This is a genomic window from Caballeronia sp. J97 (assembly GCF_905220305.1).
GTDB lineage: Bacteria > Pseudomonadota > Gammaproteobacteria > Burkholderiales > Burkholderiaceae > Caballeronia.
Genome location: NZ_CAJMZL010000001.1, coordinates 212,562 through 226,016 on the forward strand (window position 1 = coordinate 212,562; position 13,455 = coordinate 226,016).

Below are 13,455 nucleotides of genomic sequence, written 5' to 3' on the forward strand. Positions count from 1 at the left end.
GTCAGCTTTTCTTGATGACGCCGCCGCCCTCGCCCTTCACGATGGTCAACGCCGACGCGATCATCGAACTCATATCGGACAAATTGCCCGGCACGATCAACGTGTTGCCCGTCTTCGCGAGATTGCCGAACGCGCCGACATATTGCTCCGCGACCTTCAGGTTCACCGCTTCCATGCCGCCCGCCGTCTGAATCGCCATGCCGATCTTCTGAATTGCCTGCGCATTCGCCTCGGCGACCGCGAGAATCGCGGATGCCTGGCCCTGCGCCTGATTGATCGCCGCCTGACGCTCGCCCTCGGACTTCTGGATCGCGGCCTCGCGCGCGCCCGATGCCAGATTGATCTGCTCCTGCTTGCGACCCTCGGACGCCGCGATCAGCGCGCGCTTCTCGCGCTCGGCGGTGATCTGCGCCTGCATCGCATGAAGGATTTCCTTCGGCGGCGTGAGATCCTTGATTTCATAACGCAGCACCTTCACGCCCCAGTTCGAAGCGGCTTCGTCGAGCGCATTCACGATGCTCTGGTTGATGAAGTCGCGTTCCTCGAATGTCTTGTCGAGTTCCAGCTTTCCGATGACCGAACGCAACGTCGTCTGCGACAGTTGCGTGATCGCGAACACGAAGTTGCTCGATCCATACGAAGCCTTCATTGCGTCGGTGACCTGGAAGTACAGCACGCCGTCGACCTGAAGCTGCGTGTTGTCGCGCGTGATACAGACCTGGCTCGGCACTTCGAGCGGAATCTCCTTCAGCATGTGCTTGTAGGCGATCCGGTCGATGAACGGCAGCACGATATTGAGACCCGGCGTGAGCGTCGCGTGATAGCGGCCGAGCCGCTCCAGCACCCACGCATGCTGTTGAGGAACGATCTTGACCGTGTTCACCACGATGACGATCGCGATGACGAGGACGATTAGCGCGAAGTACATATTTTTCTCCTTATGACCTTATCGTTTGGCCGCGACGATCAACCGGTTGCCGTCCAGCGCCGTGATGCGGTAGAGCCGCGCCCCTTCGGTCTCGCCCGGCGCGAGTTCCACGTCCCACTGAGCGCCGCGATACATGGCACGCGCGTGGCCGTCACGCCATTCGTCGACTTCCAGCGTCGCACCGATGTCGAGATTCACGGCCGCATCGCGCGATGCATCGGTGCGCCGTTTCCTGTTGCCGAAACGCGAACGCCGCAACACCGCGACCGCGATCAGCGCGATGACCGCGGCCGCGCCCATCTGAACGTGCGGCAATGCGCCGATCACATGAGCGACGCCGCCCGCGATCATGCCGAGCGCGATCATGAGCAGATAGAACGTGCCGGAAAACAGCTCCGCGACAATCAGCGCGCCCGCAGCGACCCACCAGATCAGCCCGCCGGTTTCCATTGTTGGTCTCCAAACGAAAACACCCCGGAAAAGTCCGGGGTGTTTTTTATATCACGCTGCACCAATCCGAAAGCAAGCGGAAAGGTGCGTCATCAACTTATTTTGACAACGTCTTAGCAAGCTGTTGCCATGTGTCGATGATCGTGTCCGGATTCAGCGACATCGATTCGATGCCCTGCTTCGCAAGCCATTCGGCGAGGTCGGGATGGTCCGACGGACCCTGACCGCAAATGCCGACGTACTTGTTCAGCTTAAGGCACGTTTCGATCGCGCGTTTCAGCATGAACTGAACCGCTTCGTCGCGCTCGTCAAAGTCCGCCGCGAGCAACTCCATGCCGGAGTCGCGGTCGAGGCCGAGCGTCAACTGCGTCAGGTCGTTCGAGCCGATCGAGAAGCCGTCGAAACGCTCCAGGAACTGCTCCGCGAGAATCGCGTTGGACGGCACTTCGCACATCATCACGAGCTTGAGGTCGTTCTTGCCGCGCTCGAGGCCGAACTTCTTCAGCAGCTCGACCACACGATCCGCCTGCTTGAGCGTGCGCACGAACGGCACCATGATCTCCACGTTGTCCAGACCCATTTCCTCACGCACCTTCTTCAGCGCGATGCACTCCATGTGGAACGCTTCGGCGAAGTCGTCCGCGATATAGCGCGACGCGCCGCGGAAACCGAGCATCGGATTCTCTTCGTCCGGCTCGTAGCGCGAACCGCCGATCAGCTTCTTGTACTCGTTCGACTTGAAGTCCGACAGGCGCACGATGACAGGCTTCGGATAGAACGCCGCCGCGATGGTGGCGATGCCTTCGGTCAGCTTGTCGACGTAGAACGCACGCGGCGACGCATGTCCGCGCGCGACGCTCTCGACCGCCTTCTTCAGATCGGCGTCGACGTTCGGGTATTCCAGAATCGCCTTCGGATGCACGCCGATATTGTTGTTGATGATGAACTCGAGCCGCGCCAGGCCGACGCCCGCGTTCGGCAACTGCGCGAAGTCGAACGCGAGTTGCGGATTGCCGACGTTCATCATGATCTTGACCGGGATCTTCGGCAGTTCGCCGCGCTGGACTTCGGTCACTTCGGTTTCGAGCAGGCCGTCGTAGATCTTGCCTTCGTCGCCTTCCGCGCAGGACACGGTGACGAGCGCGCCGTCCTTCAGGATGTCGGTGGCGTCGCCGCAGCCGACGACCGCCGGCACGCCGAGCTCACGCGCAATGATCGCCGCGTGGCAGGTCCGGCCGCCGCGATTCGTCACGATGGCCGACGCGCGCTTCATCACCGGTTCCCAGTTCGGGTCGGTCATGTCGGCGACGAGCACGTCGCCCGGCTGCACGCGTTCCATTTCCGACGGGTCGTGAATCACGCGCACGGGGCCCGCGCCGATCTTCTGGCCGATCGCGCGGCCGGTCGCCAGCACGTTCGACTGACCCTTGAGCTTGAAGCGCATTTCGGCCTTGCCGGACGCCTGGCTCTTCACCGTTTCCGGGCGTGCCTGAAGGATGAACAGCTTGCCGTCGCGGCCGTCCTTGCCCCACTCGATGTCCATCGGACGCTGATAGTGCTTCTCGATGATCACCGCGTACTTGGCCAACTCGATCACGTCTTCGTCGGTGATCGAGAAGCGGTTGCGCTGCTCGTGCGACACGTCGACGGTCTTCACGCGGCCCGGCTCGCCCGGCTTCGTGAACTCCATCTTGATGAGCTTGGAGCCGATCGAGCGACGGATGATCGGGTATTTGCCCTGTTCGAGCGTGGTCTTGAAGACGTGGAACTCGTCCGGATTCACCGCGCCCTGCACGACGGTCTCACCGAGGCCGTAGCTCGACGTGATGAACACGGTTTCCTTGAAGCCCGATTCCGTGTCGATGGTGAACATCACGCCGGCCGCGCCGACGTCCGAGCGAACCATGCGCTGCACGCCCGCCGACAACGCGACTTCGGCATGAGTGAAGCCCTTGTGGACGCGATAGGAAATGGCGCGGTCGTTATAGAGCGACGCGAACACGTGCTTCATGCGATCGAGGACGTCCTCGATGCCGACCACGTTCAGATAGCTTTCCTGCTGGCCCGCGAAGGATGCGTCGGGCAAGTCCTCGGCGGTCGCGGACGAGCGCACGGCGAACGAGAGCTCTTCGGGCGAGCTGTTCTGGAGAATGTCGAAACCGCGGCGGATTTCGTCTTCGAGACGCGGCTGCAATGGCGCGTCGACGATCCACTGGCGGATTTCCTTGCCGCATTCGGCGAGCGCCTTCACGTCGTCGACGTCGAGCGTCTCGAGACGTTTGGCGATGCGCTCGGTCAGATCGTTGTGCTGCAAGAAGTCGCGAAAGGCGAGCGCGGTCGTGGCGAAGCCCGTCGGCACACGAACGCCGGCTTCGGAAAGCTGGCTGATCATTTCGCCGAGCGACGCATTCTTGCCACCGACGATTTCCACGTCGGTCATTCGCAACTGCTCGAATGGAACTACATACGCCTGATCCTTTGCGACATCTTTCGCAACATTGACTGCGTTAGTCATACAAGCCCCTAAGGTGGATGGAATTCACGATCGCACGAGTGGGCTCACATGCGGGGGCGCTCATTGGAAACGCCGCTGCATCTCGTACAACCTGTTTGATAAATGATCGGGGAACACGCGCCCGCGAGAACCGCGGCGCGTTCAAAAAGACGCGGGGAACGTCTGAAATCTGCTCGAAAACGTGGATTAACCCAACGAAAAGCCACGAAACGACCGCGATTTGACGAAAATCCGAATCAATTTGTCCGCAATTGCTTATCGAACAGGTTGCCGCTATTCTACCTTGCCGTATTTCAAATTTGTTTCGACCGGGCAGTCGTTCCACGGCAAAATCAAGGTCTTTCGCGCCTGATCGTGGGTCCGCCCACACCCGGGCGCTCTACTCTACTGCCTGTCAGCGGTCAGCTACCTTAACACAGGTTTTTCCGGCGTCCGTGCTTTCGCGCTTCCCGTCGACCAGCGTTTGAGCACTGTCGCTCCAACACGTTCCCTCTTTTCGCCGATGCCGCCTTCCGTATTCATCGTCTCCGACGGTACAGGGATCACTGCCGAAACCTTCGCGCATTCGATCATGGCCCAGTTCGATCAAAAATTCCGGCTCGTGCGCGTGCCTTTCGTCGATTCGATCGACAAGGCCTATGCGACCGTCGAAAAGATCAACGAGGCCGTCGCGCTCGACGGGCGCCGGCCCATCGTCTTCACGACGCTCGTCGACAGCGCGTCGAATGAAGTCGTCAAAGGCTGCAATGCGCTCGTGCTCGACATGTTCCAGACCTTCATCGAGCCGCTCGAGCACGAGCTTGAAATGAAGTCGACGCATGCAATGGGCCGCGTGCACCAGAACGCCGATACCGAGGAATACAAGAACCGCATCGAGGCCATCAATTTCTCGCTCGCGCACGACGACGGCCAGTCCAACCGCAATCTGGCCGAAGCCGACGTCATTCTGGTCGGCGTGTCGCGCAGCGGCAAAACACCGACGAGCCTTTATCTCGCGATGCAATACGGCGTGAAGGCGGCGAACTATCCGCTGATTCCCGAAGACTTCGAGCGCGGCAAGCTGCCCACGCCACTGCTCGAACACCGGTCGAAAATGTTCGGCCTGTCGATCGATCCGCAGCGCCTTGCCGAGATCCGCAACGAGCGGCGTCCGGGCAGCAAGTACGCGGCGCTCGAGAACTGCCGCTATGAAATCAACGAAGCGGAAATGATGATGAAGCGCGAGGGCATCAAGTGGCTCTCGTCGACGCACAAGTCGATCGAGGAAATCGCCACGACGATCCTGCAGGAGATCAAGCCGGAGCGGCCCTCGTATTATTGATCGTGGTCAGCGCTGCTGGCGGCACTGCTCGAAAAGACAGATCGCCGCCGCGGCCGCCACGTTCAGCGACTCCATGCCGCCCGGCTGCGGAATCGTCACGCGATGTGTCACCGCATCGCGCCAGATTTGCGACACACCCGCGCCTTCGTTGCCGAACACCCAGGCGAGCGCGCCCGACAGATCGCAGTCGTACAGCGCGACCGCGCCGTGCGAATCGGTGATGGTCACGGGCGCATCGAGGCGCGCGATCAGGTCCGCGGGCTCGACGTCCTCGAAAATATCCAGCAGAAAGTGTGCGCCCATTCCCGAGCGCAGCACCTTCGACGACCACGCATACGCCGTCCCCGGCGCGCAGAACACGCGGGTGATGCCCGCCGCCGCCGCGCTGCGCAGAATCGAGCCGACATTGCCCGCGTCCTGAACGCCATCGAGGATCACGCAGGTTTCGTCGATGCGCGCGGGCAATTCGGCATCGATCTTCTCGACGAGCAACAGCATGCCCACGCCATGCACGACGCTCGAAAGCTGCCCGAAAAGCGCGTCCGGCAACACCACGACGCGCCTTTGCTCGATGCGCGCGACGATAGTGCGCGCTTCCTCATGCGTGAGCGCGCCTTCGGTCACGACGCAGGTTTCAGGCTGGCCCGCTGCGTCGAGATAAGCCGACGCCAGATGCAGACCTTCGAGCAGCGCGTGGCCACTGCGGCGCTGCTGCGCGGTCGAGCCGGCGAGCGCCTTGATGCGCTTGTAGAGCGGGTTGTCCCGCGAAGTGATGGGTTTCACGTTGATTCGGATGACGCTCAGAAGGCGCGCGCGTCGGGATCGTCTTCGAGCGCCGACGCGGCCTGAAGCACTTCGGGTGCGATCTGCGGCAACACCGAGCCGAACAGGATGTGCGCCTCGCGCACCGGTGCGAACGAACGCCGATGGTGCTCGCACGGACCATGCTCGCGCAGCGCCTTGAGATGCTGGGGCGTGCCGTAGCCGGAATGCGCGTCGAAGCCGTACACGGGAAAGCGTTCGTGCAGTTCGACCAGCATGCGGTCACGCGTGACCTTCGCGAGAATCGATGCCGCCGAAATCTGCTTGATGAGCGCGTCGCCGCCGATCACGGCTTCGGTGCGGATCGCCAGCACCGGGCAGCGATTGCCGTCCACCTTGACGAGCGTCGGCGCTACCGACAGGCCTTCCACCGCGCGTTTCATCGCGAGCATGGACGCGTGCAGAATGTTGATGGTGTCGATTTCCTCGACGCTCGCCGACGCGATGCAATACGCGAGCGCGCGATCGACGATCTTCTCGTAAAGCTCTTCGCGCCTTTTCGCGCTCAGCGCCTTGGAATCGTCGAGACCGTTGATGCGTGGTTTGGCGGGATCGAAGATCACGGCTGCCGCCACGACCGGACCGGCCAGCGGACCGCGCCCCGCCTCATCGACGCCACAGATGATGTCGAGCGGTGAACTGAAATCGAGTCCCGCCTGAGCCGATCGTCCTGCCGCCATTATCGCGGCCTCCGCGTTTCGAGCACCCGCGCCACGGCCTCGGCCGCCTTCTGCGACGTATTCTGACGCAGCGCGATGTGCATGTCGGTGAAGATTTCCGTCAGGGTACGGCGGTTGGCCTCGTCGTTCAACTGTTTCAGCGTTGCGTCGGCGAGCGCTTCCGGCGTCGCGAAATGCTGCAGGATTTCCGGCACGACGAAGCGCCCCGCCAGAATGTTCGGCAAGCCGACATACGGCAGATAACCCTGCCGCTTCATGATCTGACCGGTCAGCCAGGGCACCTTGTACGAGATGACCATCGGTTTTTTGAGCAGCGCGGCTTCGAGCGTCACCGTGCCGCTTTTCACGAGGATCGCGTCGGCAGCGGTCATCGCGGTTTGCGCGCGGCCGTCGGTGATCGTAAGCGACAGATGCGGATGTGCGGCCACGAGCGGCTGCAGCAACTCGCGCAGGGCCGGATTGGCGGCGGGCATCAGAAAGCGCACGCCGGGCTCGCGCAGCTGCATCAGTTCCATCGCGTCGAAGAAGGTCGGTCCGATCAGCGAAATCTCCGAGCGGCGGCTGCCCGGCAACACGGCGATCACCGGACCGCCCTCGGCGATTCCGAGTTCGCGGCGCGCGCCCAGGGTGTCCGGTTCGAGCGGAATCTCGTCGGCGAGCGGATGGCCGACGTAGCTCGCCGCCACGCCCGACTTTTCCAGCAACGCCATTTCGAACGGAAACACGCACAGCATGTGATCGACCGCTTTCACGATCTTCTTGATGCGGCCGCCGCGCCACGCCCAGATCGACGGGCACACGAAATGCACGGTCGGAATGCCTGCTTCGCGCAAAGGCTGCTCGAGACCGAAATTGAAATCGGGCGCATCCACGCCGATGAACACCGAAGGCGGCTCGGCAAGCAACTGACGCTTGATCTCGTTGCGGATGCCGAGAATCTCCGGAATATGCTTCAGCGCCTCGACATAGCCACGCACGGTCAGCTTGTCCATCGGCCAGTGCGCTTCGAAACCTTCGGCCGTCATGCGCGGGCCGCCGATGCCGCTATAGCGTGTGCCTTCCGGCAGCGTCTGCCTCAGGCCCTTGAGCAGCGATGCCGCGAGCAGGTCGCCAGACGGCTCGCCCGCGACCATCGCGATGCGTGGCGGGTTGGTGATCAGGGTCATCGTACAGCGTGTCTAGCGGATGATGCCGCGCTGCGACGCCGCGATGAAATCGGAGAATGCCTTGACGGGCTCGTCGCCCTCGCCGCCCGCCGTGCTCAACTCCTTCAATTGCGCCTTCGCCTCTTCGAGCGACAGGCCGCTCTTGTAGACGATCCGATACGCCGAGCGCAGCGCCGAGATGGCGTCGGGCGTGAAGCCCCGGCGCCGCAGGCCTTCCACGTTGATGCCGTGCGGCTCCGCCTTGTTGCCCGCCGCGATCACGAAAGGGGGCACGTCCTGCACGAGCGCCGACGCGCCGCCGAGCATCGAATGCGCGCCGATGCGCACGAACTGATGTACGCCCGACATGCCGCCGACGATCGCGTGGTCGCCGACGAACACGTGTCCGGCCAGTTGCGCGTTGCTCGACATGATGACGTTGTCGCCGAGCCGGCAGTCGTGGCCGACGTGCACATACGCCATGATCCAGCAATCGCTGCCGATGGACGTCAGGCCCTGGTCCTGCGCCGTGCCCGTATGCAGCGTCGTGAATTCGCGGATGGTGTTGCGGTCGCCGATTTCGAGGCGCGTCGGCTCGCCCTTGTACTTCATGTCCTGCGGACGGCCGCCGATCGACGCGTAATGGCCGATGCGATTGTCGCGGCCGATCGTCGTGTGGCCTTCGATCACGCTGTGCGAGCCGATTGTCGTGCCCGCGCCAATCACGACGTGCGAACCGACGATCGCGTACGGCCCGACTTCGACGGACTCGTCGAGCTGAGCGCCCGGCTCGATGATCGCGGTTGGGTGAATCTTGCTCATGCGCTTTTCGCCTATGCTGTTCGTGCTGCTTGTTCCGTTGAACACGGTGTAAACGCGAGTACGCTCAGGCGTCCGTGCTCTTCACGGTACACATGAGCTCGGCCTCGGCGGCGGTCACGCCGTCCACTTCGGCGCGCGCCTTGAACTTCCAGATGCCCCGCATATACCGCTCGAAGTTGACGTTGAGGATCAGCTGATCGCCCGGCTCCACCACACGCTTGAAGCGCGCACCGTCGATGCCGACGAAGTAATAGAGCGTATTGGTCGGATCGTGCGGCTCTTCCGCGAACGTCAGAAGCGCCGCGGTCTGCGCAAGCGCTTCGAGAATCAGAACGCCCGGCATCACCGGCCGCGTCGGGAAGTGGCCCTGAAAATACGGCTCGTTGATCGTCACGTTCTTCAACGCTTTGATGCTCTTGTGCGGCTCGAGTTCGAGGACGCGGTCCACGAGCAGGATCGGATAGCGATGCGGCAGCAGCGTGAGGATCTTGTGGATGTCGAGATTGATTTTTTCTGTGCTCATGGTCGTTCTGCTCACGCGCGCGTCGGGCGCGGAAATTTGGATGGCGGGCCGTACCAGACGCCCGCTCGGGATTGCCATCTCGATTCGGCGGCTTGAACGGGCCCGCTCTTGCTTATGCTTCGCTCTTCATTCGAACGAGCCCGGCGTTCATGCGCCGCCGCTCGTCTCGTCGCGCTTGCCTGTATCGGCGAGCGCGGTTTCCAGCGCCTTGATGCGCTCGCGCATCTTGTCCAGATTGCGCATGATCGCCGCGCTCTTGTTCCAGTCCGCATGCGGCACGGCCGGAAACGCGCTCGTGTACATGCCGGGCTTCAGGAGCGACTTCGACACGCCGGATTGCGCCGTGACGATCACGTAATCCGCGAGCGTCACATGGCCCGCGATGCCCACCGCGCCGCCGATCATGCAATGCTTGCCGATACTCGTGCTGCCCGCGATGCCCGCGCAGCCGGCAATCACCGTGTATGCGCCGATGCGGCAGTTGTGACCGATCTGCACCAGGTTGTCGATCTTCACGCATGCTTCGATGACGGTGTCCGCCATCGCGCCGCGATCGATCGTCGTGTTCGCGCCGATTTCCACGTCCTCGGCAATATCCACCGCGCCGACCTGCGGAATCTTCACCCAGCTTCCGGTGCGGTCATCGCCTGCGCCTGTGAAGTCCGGTGCGAATCCAAAGCCGTCCGCGCCGATCACCGCGCCCGCGTGCACGATCACGCGCGCGCCGAGCTTGCAACCGTGATAGACGGTGACGTTGGGATACAGGTGGACGTCATCGCCGAGCCTGACGCCCCGGCCAACGACCACGCCCGCATCCAGCTTCACGCGCTCGCCGATGACCGCGCCCGCCTCTACCGTCACGTGCGGTCCAAGCACGGCGCTCGCCGCGACTTTCGCGTCCGGATCGACAAAGGCGCTCGGATGCACACCCGGCTTCGCCTTCGGTGTCGCCAGATCGATGAACGCCTGGGCCACGCGCGCGAAATAAGCGTAGGGGTTCGGCGTGACGATGAAATTGCTTCCCGCGCGATTCGCCACCTTCTCGAGGTCTGCGGGAGAAATCAGCACTGCGCCCGCGCGCGTCGTCTCGACTTGCGGCAGATACTTCTGGTTCGCGAGAAACGCGAGTTGCGCGGGGCCCGCCTTGTCGAGCGGCGCGAGACTGCCGACCGCGTGCGCGTCGTCGCCGACCACCTCGCCGCCGAAGCGCTTCACCAGTTCGCCGAGCGTGATCGCCATGCCTGATGCCATCTCGTCTCAGTCCTCGTCAGTTCGGGTTCGTGAGCGAGCCGGTGCCGTTCGCGCCGGCGGCCAGCGCCTTCAGCACCTGATCCGTGATGTCGATTCGCGGGCTCACGTACACCGCTTCCTGCACGATCAGGTCGTAGTGCTGCTGCTCGGCGATCTGCTTGATCACCTTGTTCGCACGGTCGAGCACCGCCGCGAGCTCCTCGTTGCGGCGCTGATTCAGATCCTCGCGGAATTCGCGCTGCTTGCGCTGAAAGTCCGCGTCGAGTTGCGCGAGGTCACGCTGGCGCGCTGCCCGGTCGGTCGGGGTCATCGAGGAACCGTTCTTGTCGATGTTGTCCGACATCGACTTCAGGCGCTGCGCCATGTCCTGCAACGCCTTGTCGCGCTTGGAGAACTCCTGCTCGAGCTTCGACTGCGCGGCCTTCGCCGCAGACGATTCGCGCAAGATGCGGTCGGAATTCACCGCCGCGATGCGCGCCTCCTGAGCACTGGCGGACATCGCCGTGCCCAGGCCGAGAACCATCGACAACGCAAGCGCCAGCGCCATATGTTTCGAATGCTTACCGGTTCCCAAAGTGTTCCTCACGTTACGTCGAAAAAAATGAAGTTTGCGTTCATCGACCGGCCGCTTAGAAAGCCGTACCGATCTGGAACTGGAACTTCTGATACTGGTCGCCTTCGTGCTTCTGCAGCGGGAAGCCGAGGCTCAGCTTGAGCGGGCCGATCGGCGAGATCCACGCGAGACCCACACCGTAGCCGTAGCGCAAGCCGTTCGCACCGCCGCTCGTGCCGCCCTGGTTCGGATCGCCCCAGACGTTACCGGCATCGAGGAAGGTGAACACGCGCAGCGTGCGGTCGTAGCCCGTGCCCGGCAGCGGGAACGTCAGTTCGATATTGCCGACCGCCATGCGCGAGCCGCCGATCGGGTCGTTGGTCTTCGCGTCACGCGGACCCAGCGAGCTCGGCGAGTAGCCGCGCACCGAGCCGATACCACCCGCATAGTAGTTCTTGAAGATCGGGTACGTCTGACCTTGCAGGCCCTTGCCGTAGCCGCCCTGCAGATTGAAGCCGAGCACGAAGCCGCGCGCGAACGAGTAGTAATACTGGAACTGCGCGTCGAACTTGGCGTACGTCGTGTTGCCGAGCGGCGTGCCGTATTCCGCGTTCGACTGGATGTAGTAGCCGCGGCTCGGCACCAGCGCGCTGTCGCGATTGTCGCGCGACCAGCCGACCGTAAGCGGGTAGTTGTTCACCACGCGCCCGAACTCGTTCACGTAGTTGATGTACGACTGCGGCGTGTTCGAGTCGACATCCATCGTGTTCTGCTCGGCGCCGACGCCGAAGAACACCGTGTCCTGCTCGGAGAACGGGATGCCGAACTTGGTGTCGGCGCCCATCGTGATGATCTTGAAGCTCGAATCGGTCGAATAGTACAGCGGCTGATACGTGCGGTAGTACGCGTCGGTAATGCGCTTGATGCCGTCGATCGTGAAGTACGGATCGACCTGCGTCACGGTCAGCGTGCGGTACGTCTTCGCAGTGTTCACGTTGACCGCGAGACTCGTGCCCGAACCGAACACGTTGTCCTGCGACACGCCCGCGGAGAGCACCACCTTGTCCGTCGACGAGAAGCCCGCGCCCAGCGTGATCGCGCCGGTCGGCTTTTCCGCGACCTTCACGTCAACGTCGACCTGGTCGTTCGTGCCTTCCACCGGGGTGGTGGTGACGTCAACGTCGGTGAAGTATCCGAGACGGTTGATACGGTCCTTCGACAGCCCGAGGCGGCTCGAATCGAACCACGAGCTTTCGAGCTGGCGCATTTCGCGGCGCACCACTTCGTCGCGCGTGCGCGTATTGCCGACGATGTTCACGCGCCGCACATACACGCGGCGGCTCGGGTCGACTTGCAGCGTGAGCGCCACGGTGTGGTTCGCCTGATCGATCTGCGGTTGTGCATTGACCTGCGCGAACGCGTAGCCGTATTCGCCGAGCTTGTCGACGATCGCCTTGGTTGTCGCCTGCAGCTTCTCGGCCGAGAAGCGCTCGCCCGGCTTGATCTTGACGAGCTTGTTGAGCTCGGCCTGGCGGTCGAGCAGATTGCCCGCGAGCGTGATGCTGCTGATCTTGTACGGCTCGCCTTCATGCACGGCGATCGTCAGATACATGTCCTTCTTGTCCGGCGAAATCGACACCTGCGTAGAGTCGATGCTGAACTCGAGGTAGCCGCGATTCAGGTAGTACGAGCGCACGTTCTCGAGGTCGCCCGTGAGTTTTTCCTTCGCGTAGAGATCGCTCTTCGTGTACCAGGAGAACCAGTTCGGCGTGGAGAGCTGCATTTCGCCGAGCAGCGTGCTCGAGCTCACCGCCTTGTTGCCGACGAAGTTGATCTGGCGGATCTTCGCGCTCGGACCTTCCGCGACGGAGAACAGGATCGCGACGCGATTACGGTCGACCGGCGTCACGGTGGTCGTGACTTCCGCCGCGTAGTAGCCGCGCGTCAGGTACTGGCGCTTGAGCTCCTGCTCCGCCTTGTCGACGAGCGCCTTGTCGTACGAACGGCCTTGCGACAGGCCGACCGAGCGCAGCGCCTTCGTGAGATTGTCCTTGTCGAACTCGTGCAGGCCCGAGAAATCGATGGCCGAGATCGCCGGGCGCTCCTGCACCTGCACGACCACCACGTTGCCTTCGGTGGCGATCTGAACGTCGTTGAAGAAGCCCGTCGCGTAGAGCGCGCGAATCGCTTCGGAGGCCTTGTCGTCGGTGAAGGTGTCGCCTTGCTTGATCGGCAGATAAGCGAACACGGAGCCGGGCTCGATGCGTTGGAGACCGTCGATCCGAATATCCTGCACGACGAACGGCGTGGTGGCGTGTGCCGCCATACCCGTTGCGGCGAGCGCCGCGGCCACAGCCGTCTTAGGAACAAAGCGATGAGGTTTGAACAACGTGCTTCCCCAGTATTTAAAGCTGCATTCGTTCGGGCGGTCGCTCGAAAGACGCC

General features: G+C 62.7%; 12 protein-coding genes. 1 reads left to right on the forward strand and 11 read right to left on the reverse strand.

Annotation, left to right across the window (positions count from 1 at the left end; genetic code table 11):
- Position 1: 1 nt before the first annotated feature.
- From U4Y90_RS00990 to ppsA, 3 genes are all read right to left on the reverse strand, one after another.
- Positions 2-928 (reverse strand): stomatin-like protein, encoded by a 927-nt coding sequence (locus U4Y90_RS00990; RefSeq protein ID WP_321791293.1) that lies wholly within the window; start codon positions 926-928, stop codon positions 2-4.
- Between the two features lie 18 nt (positions 929-946).
- On the reverse strand, positions 947-1,378 hold the full coding sequence (locus tag U4Y90_RS00995) for an NfeD family protein (protein ID WP_321791295.1): 432 nt from the start codon (positions 1,376-1,378) through the stop codon (positions 947-949).
- A 97-nt stretch (positions 1,379-1,475) separates the two neighbouring features.
- Complete coding sequence (gene ppsA / locus U4Y90_RS01000) at positions 1,476-3,893, reverse strand: phosphoenolpyruvate synthase (RefSeq protein ID WP_321791297.1); 2,418 nt, start codon at positions 3,891-3,893, stop codon at positions 1,476-1,478.
- 502 nt (positions 3,894-4,395) lie between these two features.
- On the opposite strand from ppsA, the gene U4Y90_RS01005 reads away from it, so the two are divergent.
- Positions 4,396-5,214 (forward strand): pyruvate, water dikinase regulatory protein, encoded by an 819-nt coding sequence (locus U4Y90_RS01005; protein ID WP_321791299.1) that lies wholly within the window; start codon positions 4,396-4,398, stop codon positions 5,212-5,214.
- 6 nt (positions 5,215-5,220) lie between these two features.
- On the opposite strand, the gene U4Y90_RS01010 is transcribed toward U4Y90_RS01005, so the two are convergent.
- The 8 genes from U4Y90_RS01010 to bamA all read right to left on the reverse strand — a co-directional run bounded on the left by U4Y90_RS01010 (position 5,221) and on the right by bamA (position 13,399).
- Positions 5,221-5,997, reverse strand: a complete 777-nt coding sequence (locus U4Y90_RS01010; RefSeq protein ID WP_321791301.1) for an RNA methyltransferase — start codon at positions 5,995-5,997, stop codon at positions 5,221-5,223.
- Between the two features lie 17 nt (positions 5,998-6,014).
- The gene (rnhB, locus tag U4Y90_RS01015; protein WP_321791302.1) at positions 6,015-6,716 is read right to left on the reverse strand and encodes a ribonuclease HII; all 702 of its coding nucleotides are present in this window, start codon (positions 6,714-6,716) and stop codon (positions 6,015-6,017) included.
- Positions 6,716-7,882 (reverse strand): lipid-A-disaccharide synthase, encoded by a 1,167-nt coding sequence (gene lpxB / locus U4Y90_RS01020; RefSeq protein WP_321791304.1) that lies wholly within the window; start codon positions 7,880-7,882, stop codon positions 6,716-6,718. The genes rnhB and lpxB overlap by 1 nt, the downstream gene beginning before the upstream one ends.
- A gap of 12 nt (positions 7,883-7,894) precedes the next feature.
- On the reverse strand, positions 7,895-8,683 hold the full coding sequence (gene lpxA, locus U4Y90_RS01025; RefSeq protein WP_321791306.1) for an acyl-ACP--UDP-N-acetylglucosamine O-acyltransferase: 789 nt from the start codon (positions 8,681-8,683) through the stop codon (positions 7,895-7,897).
- A gap of 64 nt (positions 8,684-8,747) precedes the next feature.
- Positions 8,748-9,206 carry a 3-hydroxyacyl-ACP dehydratase FabZ gene (gene fabZ, locus U4Y90_RS01030; RefSeq protein ID WP_321791307.1) on the reverse strand — a complete coding sequence of 153 codons (459 nt, stop codon included), beginning with the start codon at positions 9,204-9,206 and terminating at the stop codon, positions 8,748-8,750.
- Positions 9,207-9,353: 147 nt separating this feature from the next.
- Positions 9,354-10,445, reverse strand: coding sequence for a UDP-3-O-(3-hydroxymyristoyl)glucosamine N-acyltransferase (gene lpxD, locus U4Y90_RS01035; protein ID WP_321792534.1), 1,092 nt, complete (start codon positions 10,443-10,445; stop codon positions 9,354-9,356).
- Between the two features lie 28 nt (positions 10,446-10,473).
- Complete coding sequence (locus tag U4Y90_RS01040) at positions 10,474-11,004, reverse strand: OmpH family outer membrane protein (protein WP_321791309.1); 531 nt, start codon at positions 11,002-11,004, stop codon at positions 10,474-10,476.
- 82 nt (positions 11,005-11,086) lie between these two features.
- Positions 11,087-13,399 carry an outer membrane protein assembly factor BamA gene (gene bamA, locus U4Y90_RS01045; RefSeq protein WP_321791311.1) on the reverse strand — a complete coding sequence of 771 codons (2,313 nt, stop codon included), beginning with the start codon at positions 13,397-13,399 and terminating at the stop codon, positions 11,087-11,089.
- Positions 13,400-13,455 lie beyond the last annotated feature (56 nt).